General features: G+C 60.7%; 14 protein-coding genes. 9 read left to right on the top strand and 5 right to left on the bottom strand.

The window, feature by feature from the left end; genetic code table 11:
• Window positions 1–40: 40 nt before the first annotated feature.
• From OIU19_RS11660 to phhA, 4 genes are all read right to left on the bottom strand, one after another.
• Complete coding sequence (locus OIU19_RS11660) at window positions 41–1,228, bottom strand: MFS transporter (protein ID WP_264235108.1); 1,188 nt, start codon at window positions 1,226–1,228, stop codon at window positions 41–43.
• 93 nt (window positions 1,229–1,321) lie between these two features.
• Entirely contained in the window at window positions 1,322–1,450 is a 129-nt protein-coding gene (locus tag OIU19_RS11655; protein WP_264082843.1) for a hypothetical protein, read from the bottom strand.
• Window positions 1,451–1,709: 259 nt separating this feature from the next.
• Entirely contained in the window at window positions 1,710–2,066 is a 357-nt protein-coding gene (locus tag OIU19_RS11650) for a 4a-hydroxytetrahydrobiopterin dehydratase (protein ID WP_264235107.1), read from the bottom strand.
• Window positions 2,067–2,104: 38 nt separating this feature from the next.
• Entirely contained in the window at window positions 2,105–2,893 is a 789-nt protein-coding gene (gene phhA / locus OIU19_RS11645) for a phenylalanine 4-monooxygenase (protein ID WP_186557414.1), read from the bottom strand.
• Window positions 2,894–3,153: 260 nt separating this feature from the next.
• Between phhA and OIU19_RS11640 the strand changes: the two genes are divergently transcribed.
• Window positions 3,154–4,713, top strand: coding sequence for a sigma-54-dependent transcriptional regulator (locus OIU19_RS11640; RefSeq protein ID WP_186557415.1), 1,560 nt, complete (start codon window positions 3,154–3,156; stop codon window positions 4,711–4,713).
• A 39-nt stretch (window positions 4,714–4,752) separates the two neighbouring features.
• Here the strand turns inward: OIU19_RS11640 and OIU19_RS11635 are convergent, their stop codons facing one another.
• Complete coding sequence (locus tag OIU19_RS11635) at window positions 4,753–5,010, bottom strand: DUF2790 domain-containing protein (RefSeq protein ID WP_264235106.1); 258 nt, start codon at window positions 5,008–5,010, stop codon at window positions 4,753–4,755.
• A 406-nt stretch (window positions 5,011–5,416) separates the two neighbouring features.
• Here OIU19_RS11635 and acs point away from each other — a divergent pair, with 406 nt between their 5' ends.
• From acs to aruF, 8 genes are all read left to right on the top strand, one after another.
• Window positions 5,417–7,378, top strand: a complete 1,962-nt coding sequence (gene acs, locus OIU19_RS11630; RefSeq protein ID WP_186557417.1) for an acetate--CoA ligase — start codon at window positions 5,417–5,419, stop codon at window positions 7,376–7,378.
• A gap of 483 nt (window positions 7,379–7,861) precedes the next feature.
• The gene (locus tag OIU19_RS11625) at window positions 7,862–8,647 is read left to right on the top strand and encodes an ABC transporter substrate-binding protein (RefSeq protein ID WP_264235105.1); all 786 of its coding nucleotides are present in this window, start codon (window positions 7,862–7,864) and stop codon (window positions 8,645–8,647) included.
• Window positions 8,648–8,739: 92 nt separating this feature from the next.
• Window positions 8,740–9,429 (top strand): ABC transporter permease, encoded by a 690-nt coding sequence (locus OIU19_RS11620; protein ID WP_186557419.1) that lies wholly within the window; start codon window positions 8,740–8,742, stop codon window positions 9,427–9,429.
• The gene (locus OIU19_RS11615; RefSeq protein WP_264235104.1) at window positions 9,426–10,124 is read left to right on the top strand and encodes an ABC transporter permease; all 699 of its coding nucleotides are present in this window, start codon (window positions 9,426–9,428) and stop codon (window positions 10,122–10,124) included. The genes OIU19_RS11620 and OIU19_RS11615 overlap by 4 nt, the downstream gene beginning before the upstream one ends.
• 22 nt (window positions 10,125–10,146) lie before the next feature.
• A complete protein-coding gene (locus tag OIU19_RS11610) occupies window positions 10,147–10,911 on the top strand; it encodes an ABC transporter ATP-binding protein (protein ID WP_186557421.1) in 765 nt (254 codons plus the stop codon).
• A 99-nt stretch (window positions 10,912–11,010) separates the two neighbouring features.
• Entirely contained in the window at window positions 11,011–11,991 is a 981-nt protein-coding gene (gene argR / locus OIU19_RS11605; RefSeq protein ID WP_264235103.1) for a transcriptional regulator ArgR, read from the top strand.
• A gap of 351 nt (window positions 11,992–12,342) precedes the next feature.
• Window positions 12,343–13,551, top strand: a complete 1,209-nt coding sequence (locus tag OIU19_RS11600; RefSeq protein WP_264235102.1) for an aspartate aminotransferase family protein — start codon at window positions 12,343–12,345, stop codon at window positions 13,549–13,551.
• A 141-nt stretch (window positions 13,552–13,692) separates the two neighbouring features.
• A complete protein-coding gene (gene aruF, locus OIU19_RS11595) occupies window positions 13,693–14,712 on the top strand; it encodes an arginine/ornithine succinyltransferase subunit alpha (RefSeq protein WP_264235101.1) in 1,020 nt (339 codons plus the stop codon).
• Window positions 14,713–14,743: the final 31 nt, after the last annotated feature.

Genomic DNA, 14,743 nt, shown 5'->3' with positions numbered 1-14,743 from the left:
CCACAGATCTGTGGGAGCGGGCTTGCCCCGCGATGGTCATTCAGGCTTGGCGCAACCGCCGCGCCTGGCGATACAGATACAGGCTCAGCACCAGTCCGCAAGCCGACGCCGCTGCGGCAAACAGAAACATCGAGGCAAAGCCGAACCCAGATGCCACGGCGCCCACCAGCGGCCCGGTAATGCCCAGCGACAGGTCGATGAACAGCGAATATGCCCCCACCGCAGCGCCGCGGTTGGCTGCTGATACCTGATTCACCGCCTCGACCCCCAGTGCCGGGAAGACCAGCGAGAAGCCAAACCCACTCAACGCAGCGCCCGCCAAGGCAATCTCGGCACTCGGCGCCTGCCAAAGCATCAGCAACCCCAGGGTTTCCACCGACAGGCAGGCAATTGCCACTCGGAAGCCACCGATGCGGTTGATCAGGTTGCCGAACAGCAGTCGAGCACTGATGAAGCTGGCGCCAAACAGGCTCAGGGTCAGCGCCGCGTTAGGCCAGTCGCGGCTGGCGTAGTACAGGGTGATGAAGGTGGCGATGGTGCCGAAACCGATCGAGCCCAGGGCCAGCCCCGAGCCGTGCGGGAATACCTTGCCCAGCACCTGCAAAAACGGCAGGCGCACACCGCTGACAATGGGCGCGGCGCGCTTGGGCCATGCCAGCAGCAGGCCAATCACTGCCAGCAGGATGATGCTCACACCCATGCTCCACAGCCCCCACTGCTTGACCATCAGCACCCCCAGCGGGGCGCCGACGGCCAGCGCACCGTAGCTGGCGATACCGTTCCAGGAGATCACCTTGGCGGTATTCTGTGAGCCCACTCGGCCGATGCCCCAGCCGATCGAGCCAGAGCCGACCAGGCTCTCTGCGCTGCCCAATACCAGTCGGCCAATCAACAGGCAGGTCAGGCTGAGCCATGGCATGTGGTTGAGAAAACTGCAGGCGAGCATGAACACGCCACTCAGGCCGCAGCCGAACAGGCCATACATGACCGCTTTTTTGCTGCCCAGGTTGTCGATGATGCGGCTGGCCGTGGGGCGGCTGAGCAAGGTGGCCAGGTACTGCACGCTGATCACCAGGCCCGCGACTACTGCGCTAAAGTCCAGTTCGTTATGCACATAGCCCGGCAGTACGGCCAAGGGGATGCCGATATTCAGGTAGCCGATGAAGGTGAAGATGACGATCGAGACGACTTGCAGGGTGACCGCAAGGGGGCGCGGTGAATCGGGCATGGAGGGTCTTCGTGGCAGGGGATCTGGACGGTGTGAAAACGTGATGACGTGGGAGTTCCCGAAGGTCAGCCGTTTTCACACTGTCGTGCGCGGTTATTCCTGATCAGCGCTGGATGTATCGTCGCCATCCTGCTCGACGGCAGGCGTCGGCTCGGAGTGGGCGGCAACGGTTTGCTCTTCGGGGTTCAGGCTTGGGAAGGGAAGATTCGGGATTTCATGCATCTCGACGTTCCTCGCAAGTGTGAGTGAAAAGGCTGCGCCAGGCGCGTTTATGGCTTTAGAAAGCTGGGGCAGGATACAGCAGTCTGCATGACAGTTTGAACTTTTTGCCTGTCAGTTGTCGGTTTTGCGGGCGGATACCGGACGGCAACGGGCCGTTTGGCCCTTCTAAATGCAATCGCGGGGCAAGCCCGCCCCCACGCGCCTGCTTCATTGCAAGGGCGTAGGAGCGGGCTTGCCCCGCGATCAGAGCTGTAGCGAGTTACTTGCGGCCTTCAGCCGTCTCGGCAACTTTGTCAGTGCGCGCACACATGATGAAGTCGTTGCGATGCAGGCCCTTGATCGAGTGGCTCCACCAAGTCACGGTGACTTTGCCCCACTCGGTCAGCAGGCCTGGGTGGTGACCTTCGGCTTCGGCAATTTCGCCAACGGCATTGGTGAACGCCAGCGCGTGCTTGAAGTTCTTGAACAGGAAAACCCGCTCAAGCTCCATGTGGCCGTCACGCACTTCGATGTGCCAGTCCGGGATCTCGCGGATCAGCTCCGCCAGTTCTTCATCGCTGACTTTCGGCGCATCGGCGCGGCAGGCTTCGCAGTGGGCTTGGTTCAAGGCATTCATGGGTTCATTCCGGTTTGAGTTGTTATCGTCAAGGCGGCTCAGGCAGCGACCTTGGGTGGAAACTTCGGCGCGTGCAGGCCCAGCTGCATGCCCTGGTGGACCATGCCCATGATGTCTTCGTGGGCCAGGTCGAACAGGCGCTTGAGGTTCGGCAGAACGAAATACAGCGGCTGCAGGATGTCGATCCGATACGGCGTGCGCATGGCTTCGATCGGGTCGAACGCCTGGTGTTCCGGCTCGTTCGACAGGCTGTAGACGGTTTCCTTGGGCGAGGAGAGGATGCCGCCGCCATAGATCTTGCGACCTTGCGGGGTGTCCATCAGGCCGAACTCGATGGTCATCCAGTACAGACGCGCCAGGTACACCCGCTCTTCCTTGGTCGCGGCCAGGCCGAGCTTGCCATAGGTGTGGGTGAATTCGGCGAACCAAGGGTTGGTCAGCAGCGGGCAGTGGCCAAAGATCTCATGGAAGATGTCCGGCTCTTGCAAGTAGTCGAGTTCTTCCGGGGTGCGGATGAAGGTAGCCACCGGGAAGCGCTTGCTGGCGAGCAGTTCGAAGAAGGTCTGGAACGGGATCAGCGCTGGCACCCGGGCGACCTGCCAGCCCGTGGTGGCGCCCAGCACCTTGTTGATTTCGCCCAGCTGCGGGATGCGGTCATGGGGCAGCTTGAGCTGCTCGATGCCGTCCAGGTATTCCTGGCAGGCCCGGCCTTCGATCACCTTCAATTGACGGGTGATCAGGGTGTTCCATACCGCATGCTCTTGCTGCGGGTAGTCGATAAAGCCGTGCGCGTCGGGCTCGCGTGCCACGTACTGCGTCTGTTTCATGTGGCTCTCCTGGTGAGGGCGGTCTTTCTTGTTATGGGTGCGACATGCCTTAGGAATAGCCCTTCGACGCGGGCTTTGCACTGGGTGCGGGATGTTTGCTACGCAAGTGAATCGGGTGATTTCGTAACGTAAATTTTACAAAAAACCGCTTATCCCGGAAAATCACGGAGATCCGGCTGACTTTTTGTCTAAATTTGTCAGCTTATCTTTACGAATTTTGCGCGTGCCGATGAAAAAATCGGCGGCTTCGGGACATTTCCATGCGTATCAAAGTGCATTGCCAGAACCGCATCGGCATTTTGCGAGACATCCTCAATCTGTTGGTCGAGTACGGCATCAACGTGCTGCGCGGCGAGGTTGGCGGCGACCACGGCAATGCCATCTACCTGCATTGTCCGAACCTGGTGAACCTGCAGTTCCAAGCCTTGCGGCCGAAATTCGAAGCGATCGCCGGGGTGTTCGGCGTTAAACGCGTCGGCCTGATGCCCAGCGAGCGTCGGCATATGGAGCTCAATGCGTTATTGGGCGCTTTGGAGTTTCCGGTGCTGTCGATCGACATGGGCGGCAGTATTGTGGCAGCCAACCGTGCGGCGGCGCAGTTGCTTGGGGTGCGGGTCGATGAGGTGCCAGGCCTGCCGCTGGCGCGCTACGTCGAGGACTTCGACCTGCCCGAGCTAGTGCGGGCGAACAAGTCGCGCATCAATGGCTTGCGCATCAAGGTCAAGGGTGATGTGTTTCTCGCCGACATCGCCCCGTTGCAGTCCGAGCATGACGAAAGCGAGGCGTTGGCCGGGGCGGTGCTGACCTTGCATCGCGCCGACCGCATTGGCGAGCGCATCTATAACGTGCGCAAGCAGGAGCTGCGCGGATTCGACAGTATTTTCCAGAGTTCGCGGGTGATGGCCGCCGTGGTGCGCGAAGCGCGGCGCATGGCGCCGTTGGATGCGCCGTTGTTGATCGAGGGCGAAACAGGGACTGGCAAGGAGTTGCTGGCACGTGCCTGCCACTTGGCCAGCCCGCGTGGGCAGGCGCCGCTGATGGCGCTCAACTGCGCAGGGTTGCCGGAGTCGATGGCCGAAACCGAGCTGTTTGGCTATGGTCCGGGCGCTTTCGAGGGCGCGCGCGCGGAGGGCAAGCTGGGCCTGCTGGAACTGACCGCAGGAGGCACGCTGTTCCTCGATGGGGTGGCCGAAATGAGCCCGCGTCTACAGGTCAAGTTGCTGCGCTTTTTGCAGGATGGTTGCTTTCGCCGGGTGGGCAGCGATGAAGAGGTGTATCTGGATGTGCGGGTCATTTGCGCCACCCAGGTCGACCTGTCCGAGCTGTGCGCGCGGGGCGAATTCCGCCAGGACCTGTACCACCGCTTGAATGTGCTGTCGCTGCACATCCCGCCGCTACGAGAGTGCATGGATGGTCTCGAAGGCCTGGTGCAGCACTTTCTCGATCAAGCCAGTCGGCAGATTGGCTGCCCGATGCCGCGCCTGGCGCCTGCCGCCATGGAAAAACTCAGCCACTACCATTGGCCGGGCAATGTGCGGCAATTGGAAAACGTTTTATTCCAAGCCGTTTCATTATGTGAGGGCGGACTGGTGAAGAGCGAACATATCCGTCTGCCGGATTATGGCGTGCGCCAACCGCTGGGGGAGTTTTCCTTGGAAGGGGAACTTTCACAGATTGTTGGGCGCTTTGAAAAAGCGGTACTGGAAAGTTTGCTTGGTGAATACCCAAGTAGTCGGGCATTAGGCAAAAGACTAGGTGTTTCGCATACAACCATTGCCAACAAGTTGCGTGAATACGCCCTGGGCAAATCGTCCGAGTAAACAGTTGAAGGGGCCGCTAGGCGGCCCCATTCACAGGGATCAACCGTTGGAGCAACCGTTACCCATCACGCGGTATTCGAGAATGTGCTTCTGGCCCTTGGAGTCCTCGTAGGTCATGCGGGCGGGCACTACTTCACAGACGTTAGGAACTTCGCTCATGGACAGAACACGGGCAATGTCCAAGTGCTGCGAGTAACTGTACTGTTCAACCGGAATCTGCTCGACATCGTTTGCAACTTCGTCGGCCATCGCCGCGCTGCAAAGACCGCCAAGTGCCAATACCAGTAACGCTTTCATTTTCAATTTACCTGTCTAAGGTCGTGAGGGGGCACGCGGCGCTTGTGACGCCGCGAGTACAACGAGTGTTTTATCGGGATGAAGAGGGGATTAACGTTGCCTTCGTGGGGGCTGTTACCAGAAGTTAATCGCCTTGCCGTTGCTGGCGAGGTGAATTTTATGGCCCGGCCTACAGCTGAAACAGTGGGGGTTTTGATAAAGACTGTTGACAGAATCTGTAACAATCGCCCGGAAAACAGCTTTTGATTACTGGTCGAATGCCGGTGTTGTGCGGGCTAGAGCGGTTGCGCGAAATCTCTGCGGCGAAGGAGGGGCTTGCTACTACCAACGTCGAATGGCCTTTGCCGCTCTGGTACAGTTACAAACGGTTCCATACAAAAACAACTATTACACCGAGGTAACACAGATGAGTGCGGCTCCACTGTATCCCGTTCGTCCCGAGGTTGCGGCTACTACCCTGACCGACGAGGCCACCTACAAGGCCATGTACCAGCAGTCGGTGATCAACCCCGACGGTTTCTGGCGCGAACAGGCCCAGCGCCTGGACTGGATCAAGCCGTTCACCAAGGTCAAGCAGACCTCGTTCGACGATCACCATGTCGATATCAAATGGTTTGCTGACGGCACTCTGAACGTTTCCTACAACTGCCTGGACCGTCATCTCGAAGAGCGCGGCGACCAGGTAGCGATCATCTGGGAAGGCGACGATCCTTCCGAAAGCCGCAACATTACCTACCGCGAGCTGCACGAGCAGGTGTGCAAATTCGCCAACGCCCTGCGTGGCCAGGATGTGCACCGGGGCGATGTGGTGACCATCTATATGCCGATGATCCCCGAGGCGGTGGTAGCCATGCTGGCTTGCGCCCGAATTGGCGCGATCCATTCGGTGGTGTTCGGTGGCTTCTCGCCTGAGGCCCTGGCCGGTCGAATCATCGACTGCAAATCGAAGATCGTCATCACTGCCGACGAAGGCGTGCGTGGCGGTCGGCATACGCCGCTCAAGGGCAACGTCGACCTGGCCCTGACCAACCCTGAAACCAGCAGCGTGCAGAAGATCATCGTGTGCAAGCGCACCGGTGGCGACATCGCCTGGCACCAGCACCGCGATATCTGGTACGAAGACCTGATGAAGGTCGCCTCCAGCCACTGCGCACCGAAAGAGATGGGCGCCGAAGAAGCGCTGTTCATCCTTTATACCTCTGGCTCGACTGGCAAGCCCAAGGGTGTCCTGCACACCACTGGTGGCTACATGGTCTACGCCTCGCTGACCCATGAGCGGGTGTTCGACTACCGCCCGGGCGAAGTCTACTGGTGCACCGCCGACGTTGGCTGGGTCACCGGTCACAGCTACATCGTCTATGGCCCGCTGGCCAATGGCGCCACCACCGTGCTGTTCGAAGGTGTGCCGAACTACCCGGACATCACCCGCGTGTCGAAGATCATCGACAAGCACAAGGTCAATATCCTCTACACCGCACCGACCGCGATTCGCGCGATGATGGCCGAAGGTCAGGCCGCCGTCGCCGGCGCAGATGGCTCCAGCCTGCGCTTGCTCGGTTCGGTGGGTGAGCCGATCAACCCTGAGGCCTGGAACTGGTACTACCAGACTGTCGGCAAGGAGCGTTGCCCGATCGTCGACACCTGGTGGCAGACCGAAACCGGCGGCATCCTGATCAGCCCGCTGCCAGGGGCGACGGGCTTGAAACCGGGTTCGGCAACCCGTCCGTTCTTTGGCGTGGTGCCGGCCCTGGTGGATAACCTGGGTAACCTGATCGAAGGCGCCGCCGAGGGTAACCTGGTGATCCTCGACTCCTGGCCGGGTCAGTCGCGTTCGCTGTATGGCGATCATGACCGCTTCGTCGACACCTACTTCAAGACCTTCCGCGGCATGTACTTCACCGGTGACGGTGCGCGCCGTGACGAGGATGGCTACTACTGGATCACCGGTCGTGTGGATGACGTGCTCAACGTTTCCGGTCACCGGATGGGTACCGCCGAGATCGAGAGTGCGATGGTTGCCCACCCGAAAGTCGCTGAGGCGGCGGTGGTCGGCGTGCCGCATGACATCAAAGGGCAGGGCATCTATGTGTATGTGACCCTCAATGCCGGGGTCGAGTCGAGCGAGCAATTGCGCCTGGAACTGAAAAACTGGGTGCGCAAGGAGATTGGTCCGATCGCTTCGCCGGATGTCATCCAGTGGGCGCCAGGCCTGCCCAAGACTCGCTCAGGCAAGATCATGCGGCGGATCCTGCGCAAGATCGCCACGGCCGAATACGACGCGCTGGGTGATATCTCGACCTTGGCCGACCCGGGTGTGGTGCAGCACCTGATCGATACCCACAAGGAAATGAGCCGCGCTTCGGCTTGATAGCGGCCAGTCTGCACAGAACCCCGCCAGCAACGGCGGGGTTTTTGCATTCTGTTGCCTCGACATTCATCGGTAACCGTTTTCTGTCACCTTGGTCGCACGATAACGGGGCCGTCAGAAACATTCCTGTGCCATTGTGGGGCAATCCTGCAGACATTTCGTGCAGGTTTGCACGCTACACTTGCCGGAATACAAGGGTTTGCCAATAATAGGCGCACTTATTGCTTCGTTTACAGGTTGTTTTCTTTTTGCTCTTGCATAATGAGTGAGAGCTGTCAATATCGCCCGCCGCGGTTTCAAGCGCTTCTGTAACTAGTTGTCGCTTTGAAGAAATATCGACTACCGGGCTGTCGTTAAAATGCCACTCACTCGCTCGTGGTCTGCGACCTTGGTCGATACCCCTCGCGGCTCGCGTTGTACCCATTCGCATTCGGGCAGCTGTTACCCCTGCCTTGTATTGCCCCGTACCGATGGAGTTACCTGATGAAGAAGCTCGCACTGCTTGGCGCCCTGGCGCTGTCCGTGTTGTCCCTGGTATCGCACGCCGATGAGAAACCGTTGAAGATCGGTATCGAGGCCGCCTACCCACCCTTCGCCTTCAAACAGCCCGATGGCAGCATCGCCGGCTTCGACTACGACATCGGCAACGCCCTGTGCGAAGAGATGAAGGCCAAGTGCACCTGGGTCGAGCAAGAGTTCGACGGCCTGATCCCAGCACTGAAAGTGCGCAAGATCGACGCCATCCTGTCGTCGATGTCGATCACTGACGATCGCAAGAAGTCAGTCGATTTCACCAAGCGCTACTACCTGACCCCGGCCCGCTTGGTCATGAAGCAGGGCGTCACCGTCAGTGACAGCCTGGCTGAGCTCAGTGGCAAGAAGATCGGCGTGCAGCGCGGCTCGATCCACGACCGTTTCGCCAAGGAAGTCCTGGCGCCTAAAGGTGCAACCGTCGTGCCTTACGGCACCCAGAACGAAATCTACCTGGACGTGGCTGCCGGTCGCCTCGACGGCACCGTGGCTGACGCTACCCTGCTCGAAGATGGTTTCCTCAAGACCGACGCCGGCAAGGGTTTTGCCTTCGTAGGCCCGGCCTTCACCGACGCCAAGTACTTCGGCGACGGCATCGGCATTGCCGTGCGCAAAGGCGACAAGGCCAACGCTGAGCGGATCAACGCCGCCATCGACGCCATTCGCGCCAACGGCAAGTACAAGGCGATCCAGGACAAGTACTTCAACTTCGACATCTACGGGCCTGACGCTCAGTAAGGCATCGAGTTTCACCTGTGCAATGGTGCAAACAGCAGAGACTCTGAGGTTTGCACCATTTTTCATTCCCTGGGTGTAGAGGAATCCCAATCATGTTGAAAGGCTACGGGGCAGTCATCCTCGACGGGGCGTGGCTGACGCTGCAGCTCGCCCTGTCGTCGATGGCCCTGGCCATCGTGCTTGGCCTGATCGGCGTGGCGCTAAGGTTGTCGCCAGTGCGCTGGCTGGCCTGGCTGGGCGATATGTATGCCACGGTCATTCGCGGCATTCCGGATCTGGTGCTGATCCTGCTGATCTTCTATGGCGGCCAGGACATTCTCAACCGGGTGGCGCCGCTGCTCGGCTACGAAGACTATATCGATCTCAACCCGCTGGTGGCCGGTATCGGCACCCTGGGTTTCATCTTTGGTGCTTATTTGTCGGAAACCTTCCGCGGTGCCTTCCTGGGCATTCCCAAGGGGCAGGCCGAGGCAGGCGTGGCGTATGGCATGAGCAGTCGCCAGGTGTTCTTCCGCATCATGGTGCCGCAGATGATTCGCCTGGCGATCCCAGGCTTTACCAACAACTGGCTGGTATTGACCAAGGCTACCGCGTTGATCTCGGTGGTGGGTCTGCAGGACATGATGTTCAAGGCCAAGCAGGCGGCTGATGCCACCCGCGAACCCTTCACCTTCTTCCTGGCGGTGGCAGCCCTGTACCTGGTGATCACCAGTGTCTCGCTGCTGGCGCTGAAGTACCTCGAGAGGCGCTACTCGGTGGGCGTTAAGGCGGCAGAACTATGATCTTCGACTACAACGTCATCTGGGAGGCGCTGCCGCTTTATCTTGGCGGCCTGCTGACCACCCTCAAGCTGCTGGCGCTGTCGCTGTTGTTCGGTCTGCTGGCGGCGGTACCGCTGGGCCTGATGCGCGTTTCCAAGCAGCCGCTGGTGAACATGACCGCCTGGCTGTACACCTATGTGATCCGCGGCACGCCGATGCTGGTGCAGCTGTTCCTGATCTACTATGGGCTGGCCCAGTTCGAGGCGGTGCGCGAGAGCATCTTCTGGCCGTGGCTGTCGAGCGCGACGTTCTGTGCCTGCCTGGCCTTCGCCGTCAACACCAGTGCCTACACTGCAGAAATCATCGCCGGCAGCCTCAAGGCCACCCCGCATGGTGAGATCGAAGCGGCCAAGGCCATGGGCATGTCACGCTTCAAGATGTACCGGCGCATCCTGCTGCCGTCGGCCATGCGCCGGGCGCTGCCGCAGTACAGCAACGAAGTGATCATGATGTTGCAGACCACCAGCCTGGCCTCGATCGTCACCCTGATCGACATCACCGGCGCGGCGCGCACCGTCAATGCCCAGTACTACCTGCCTTTCGAGGCCTATATCACGGCGGGCGTGTTCTACCTGTGCCTGACCTTCATTCTGGTGCGCCTGTTCAAGATGGCCGAACGCCGCTGGCTCGGCTACCTGGCGCCGCGCAAGCACTGAACGCTCTGTGAGAACCGACAGCATGTACAAACTCGAAGTCCAAGACCTGCACAAGCGCTATGGCAGCCATGAAGTGCTCAAGGGCGTGTCCCTGGCCGCCAAGGCAGGCGATGTGATCAGCATCATCGGCTCCAGCGGTTCGGGCAAGTCGACCTTCCTGCGCTGCATCAACCTGCTCGAGCAGCCGCATGCCGGCAAGATCCTGCTCAACAACGAAGAACTCAAGCTGGTCGCTGGCAAGGATGGCGCACTCAAGGCTGCCGACCCCAAGCAGCTGCAGCGCATGCGCTCGCGCCTGTCGATGGTGTTCCAGCACTTCAACTTGTGGGCGCACATGACGGCGCTGGAAAACATCATCGAAGCACCGGTGCATGTGCTGGGCATGAGTAAGAAAGACGCGCTGGAAAAAGCTGAGCATTACCTGGCCAAGGTTGGCGTTTCGCACCGCAAGGACGCCTACCCCGGGCATATGTCCGGTGGCGAGCAGCAGCGTGTGGCGATTGCCCGGGCGCTGGCGATGGAGCCGGAAGTGATGCTGTTCGATGAGCCGACCTCGGCGCTGGACCCAGAGCTGGTGGGCGATGTGCTCAAGGTCATGCAGTCGCTGGCCCAGGAAGGCCGGACCATGGTGGTGGTCACCCACGAGATGGGCTTTGCTCGCGAGGTGTCCAATCAGCTGGTGTTCCTGCACAAGGGTGTAGTGGAGGAGGCGGGGAATCCGCGCGAGGTGCTGGTCAATCCGCAATCGGAGCGGCTCAAGCAGTTTCTCTCTGGCAGCCTGAAGTAAAGGCTGCATCTTTGCACCATAATAGGGCATGCTGCGCAGCGAGCGCAGCCTGACCCGGCGCCACTGACTCGAACTTCCCAAGGTTTCGGACCACGCCCTATGACCACCCAGCGAATCGGTTTTCTCATCTGGCCCAGCACCAAGCCGTTGACCTTGGCGTTGGCCGAGGAGGCATTGCTGGTGGCCCAGCGGGTGCATCCAGATGTCGTCTATGAGCTGGTGTTCCTCCAGGCTGAGCCGTCCGAGCAACAGGGCTGGCGTCTGCCGGGTGAGCCGTGGAATGGGCGTCTTGAAGGTTTGCACAAACTGTTGCTGCTGGCCGATGAGCCGCCCACGGCGGTCAATGCCGCGTTGTCTACCGCACTCAAGCAGCTGGCGCGCAGTGGTTGCATGATCGGTGGGCTTTCCGCAGGCGTGTATCCGCTGGCGCTGTTGGGGTTGCTCGACGGCTATCGGGCTGCGGTGCATTGGCGTTGGCAGGACGATTTCGGTGAGCGCTTCCCCAAGGTGATCGCCACCAGCCATCTGTTCGACTGGGATCGCGACCGCCTGACCGCCTGTGGCGGCATGGCCGTGGCTGACCTGCTGCTGGCGGTGCTGGCCCGTGATCATGGTGCCGAACTTGCCGGAGCGGTGTCGGAGGAGTTGGTGGTCGAGCGCATCCGTGAGGGTGGCGAGCGTCAGCGGATTCCATTGCAAAACCGCTTGGGTTCCAGCCATCCGAAGCTGACTCAGGCAGTGCTGCTGATGGAGGCCAACATCGAAGAGCCGCTGACCACTGACGAGATCGCCCAGCATGTGTGCGTGTCTCGCCGACAGCTGGAGCGGATCTTCAAGCAGTACCTCAATCGGGTGCCGAGCCAGTATTACCTGGAGTTGCGCTTGAACAAGGCGCGGCAGATGTTGATGCAGACCAGCAAGTCGATCATCCAGATTGGCTTGTCGTGCGGGTTCTCCTCCGGGCCGCATTTCTCCAGCGCCTATCGCAACTTCTTTGGCGCCACCCCGCGCGAAGATCGCAACCAGCGCCGTAGCAACAGCCCGTTCGAGCTCAGCTCGGCCCCTGCTGAACGCGGCTGAAATCTGCCCCGGATAGATTGCGTGGGAGTGGGCTTGCCCCGCGATTGCGTCAGCAGAGCCTACACCGCTCCCAACTGAGAAACGCTCGCTTGTCACGCTCGCTGCCAAGCTGTCGCAATAGGCTGTGAACAACCGTTCACCCATTTGCGGCTGCCATCTCCCCGACACACCCTGCCTCCTTTACACTGCGCGATTGCGACACTGTTTGTCGCATTGCCGAAAGCCTGGCTAAAACAGGGTTTTGCGCTGTAACAAGTTGTCGCTTGGCCGCAAGGACAGGCGCTGATCAGTCCTTACAATCCCCCCATCGCTCGCCACTTTCAGGCCAGCGTTCCTCTTCAGGAGACTCAGATGTCCGTTGAGCAAGCCCCGGTGCAACGTGCCGATTTTGACCAGGTCATGGTTCCCAACTACGCCCCGGCGGCCTTCATTCCTGTGCGAGGCGAGGGTTCCCGAGTCTGGGACCAGTCGGGTCGCGAGCTGATCGACTTCGCGGGCGGCATCGCGGTAAATGCCTTGGGTCATTGCCATCCGGCACTGGTCAAGGCCCTGACTGAACAGGCCAATACCCTCTGGCACGTCTCCAACGTGTTCACCAACGAGCCGGCCCTGCGCCTGGCGCATAAACTGGTGGATGCGACCTTTGCCGACAAAGCGTTCTTCTGCAACTCTGGCGCCGAATCCAACGAGGCCGCTTTCAAGCTGGCCCGTCGCGTCGCCCACGACCGTTTCGGCCCTGAAAAGCACGAGATCATCGCCACCGTCAACAGCTTCCACGGGCGCACCCTGTTCACCGTCAGCGTCGGTGGCCAGCCGAAGTACTCCGACGGATTCGGTCCGAAGATCACCGGCATTAGCCACGTGCCGTACAACGACCTGGAAGCGCTCAAAGCGCAAATTTCCGACAAGACCTGCGCGGTAGTGATCGAGCCGATCCAGGGTGAAAGCGGCGTAGTGCCGGCCGATAAGGCCTACCTGGAAGGCGCACGCAAACTGTGCGACGAGCACAATGCCTTGCTGATCTTCGATGAAGTGCAAACCGGTGTTGGCCGTACTGGCTCGCTGTACGCTTACCAGCACTACGGCGTCACCCCAGATATCCTCACCAGCGCCAAGAGCCTGGGCGGCGGTTTCCCGATTGGCGCCATGCTGACCACCGAAGACCTGGCCAAGCACCTGGCCGTTGGCACCCACGGCACCACCTACGGCGGCAACCCGCTGGCCTGCGCCGTCGCCTGCGCGGTGCTGGATGTGGTCAATACTCCCGAGACCTTGGCGGCTATCACCGCCAAGCACGCGCGCTTCAAGGCGCGCTTGGAGAAAATCGAGCTGTTCAGCCAGGTGCGCGGCGTCGGCCTGCTGATCGGCTGCGTACTGGTCGATGCCTGGAAAGGCAAGGCCAAGGATGTGCTCAACGCGGCCGAGAAGGAAGGCCTGATGGTCCTGCAGGCAGGCCCGGACGTGGTGCGTTTCGCGCCAAGCCTGGTGGTCGAAGATGCCGACATCGATGAAGGCCTGGATCGCTTCGAGCGCGCCATCGCCAAGCTGACCCAGGGCTGACCGCTCTTGTCGCCGGCCCGGTCTGTAACGCGGGCCGGCGATCGCTGAATTCCAGTGCGGGTGCCTGCCAAGCCAATAATCACGGCGCCCGCCGTTTTTCCGTGCCGAGCTACTCGGCCCGTATTCCAAAGGAGTGACACCATGCTGGTAATGCGCCCCGCGCAAATGGCTGACCTCAATGAAGTGCAGCGCATGGCTGCGGACAGCCCCGTTGGTGTCACTTCGCTGCCGGATGATGCCGGTCGCCTGGGCGACAAGATCGCCGCGTCCGAGACATCGTTCGCCGCTGAAGTCAGCTTCAACGGTGAGGAAAGCTATTTCTTCGTCCTCGAAGACAGCGAAACCGGCAAGTTGGCCGGCTGCTCGGCGATCGTCGCTTCGGCAGGCTACTCCGAACCGTTCTACAGCTTTCGCAACGAGACATTCGTGCATGCGTCGCGCGAGCTGAAGATCCATAACAAGATCCACGTGCTGTCGCTGTGCCATGACCTCACGGGCAACAGCCTGCTGACCAGCTTCTATGTGCTGCCCGAGTTGGTCGGCACTGGCTGGGCCGAGCTCAATTCGCGGGGTCGCTTGCTGTTCATGGCCGCTCACCCCGAGCGTTTTGCCGATTCGGTGGTCACCGAGATCGTCGGCTACAGCGACGAGCACGGCGAGTCGCCGTTCTGGGATGCGATTGGGCGCAACTTCTTCGACCTCAATTATTCCGATGCCGAACGCCTGTGCGGGCTGAAGAGCCGCACCTTCCTCGCCGAGCTGATGCCGCACTACCCAATCTACGTGCCGTTGCTGCCGGACCTGGCCCAAGAGGCCATGGGCCAAGTGCACCCGCGCGCGCAGATCACCTTCGACATCCTCATGCGCGAAGGCTTCGAGACCGAGCACTACATCGACATCTTCGACGGCGGCCCCACCCTGCATGCGCGGGCTTCGGGGATCCGCACCATCGCGCAAAGCCGCGTGGTGCCAGTCAAGCTTGAGCCGGTGCCGGCCAAGGGGGGGCGCCCGTACCTGGTGTGCAACGGCCAGTTGCAGGATTACCGCGCTGTGTTGCTCGAGCTCGATTGGGTGCCGGGCAAGCCGGTCAGCCTCAGTAGCGACGCCGCCGAGGCCCTGGGTGTCGGTGAAGGGGCAAGCGTGCGTCTGGTCGCCGTTTGATGGCCGTGGCCGGATAGCCACGGGGCGCGAC

The organism is Pseudomonas sp. BT-42-2, assembly GCF_025847435.2.
Taxonomy (GTDB): Bacteria; Pseudomonadota; Gammaproteobacteria; order Pseudomonadales; family Pseudomonadaceae; genus Aquipseudomonas; species Aquipseudomonas urmiensis.
The sequence above is the reverse complement of the archived record's forward strand: the minus strand, read 5'-3'. Positions and strand labels throughout refer to the sequence as shown.

What these genes read in the sequence shown, in the direction of transcription:
- OIU19_RS11660 (WP_264235108.1), bottom strand. Translation starts at nt 1,228, where the DNA reads ATGCCCGATTCACCGCGCCCCCTTGCGGTCACCCTGCAAGTCGTCTCG.
- OIU19_RS11655 (WP_264082843.1), bottom strand. Translation starts at nt 1,450, where the DNA reads ATGCATGAAATCCCGAATCTTCCCTTCCCAAGCCTGAACCCCGAAGAG.
- OIU19_RS11650 (WP_264235107.1), bottom strand. Translation starts at nt 2,066, where the DNA reads ATGAATGCCTTGAACCAAGCCCACTGCGAAGCCTGCCGCGCCGATGCG.
- phhA (WP_186557414.1), bottom strand. Translation starts at nt 2,893, where the DNA reads ATGAAACAGACGCAGTACGTGGCACGCGAGCCCGACGCGCACGGCTTT.
- OIU19_RS11640 (WP_186557415.1), top strand. Translation starts at nt 3,154, where the DNA reads ATGCGTATCAAAGTGCATTGCCAGAACCGCATCGGCATTTTGCGAGAC.
- OIU19_RS11635 (WP_264235106.1), bottom strand. Translation starts at nt 5,010, where the DNA reads ATGAAAGCGTTACTGGTATTGGCACTTGGCGGTCTTTGCAGCGCGGCG.
- acs (WP_186557417.1), top strand. Translation starts at nt 5,417, where the DNA reads ATGAGTGCGGCTCCACTGTATCCCGTTCGTCCCGAGGTTGCGGCTACT.
- OIU19_RS11625 (WP_264235105.1), top strand. Translation starts at nt 7,862, where the DNA reads ATGAAGAAGCTCGCACTGCTTGGCGCCCTGGCGCTGTCCGTGTTGTCC.
- OIU19_RS11620 (WP_186557419.1), top strand. Translation starts at nt 8,740, where the DNA reads ATGTTGAAAGGCTACGGGGCAGTCATCCTCGACGGGGCGTGGCTGACG.
- OIU19_RS11615 (WP_264235104.1), top strand. Translation starts at nt 9,426, where the DNA reads ATGATCTTCGACTACAACGTCATCTGGGAGGCGCTGCCGCTTTATCTT.
- OIU19_RS11610 (WP_186557421.1), top strand. Translation starts at nt 10,147, where the DNA reads ATGTACAAACTCGAAGTCCAAGACCTGCACAAGCGCTATGGCAGCCAT.
- argR (WP_264235103.1), top strand. Translation starts at nt 11,011, where the DNA reads ATGACCACCCAGCGAATCGGTTTTCTCATCTGGCCCAGCACCAAGCCG.
- OIU19_RS11600 (WP_264235102.1), top strand. Translation starts at nt 12,343, where the DNA reads ATGTCCGTTGAGCAAGCCCCGGTGCAACGTGCCGATTTTGACCAGGTC.
- aruF (WP_264235101.1), top strand. Translation starts at nt 13,693, where the DNA reads ATGCTGGTAATGCGCCCCGCGCAAATGGCTGACCTCAATGAAGTGCAG.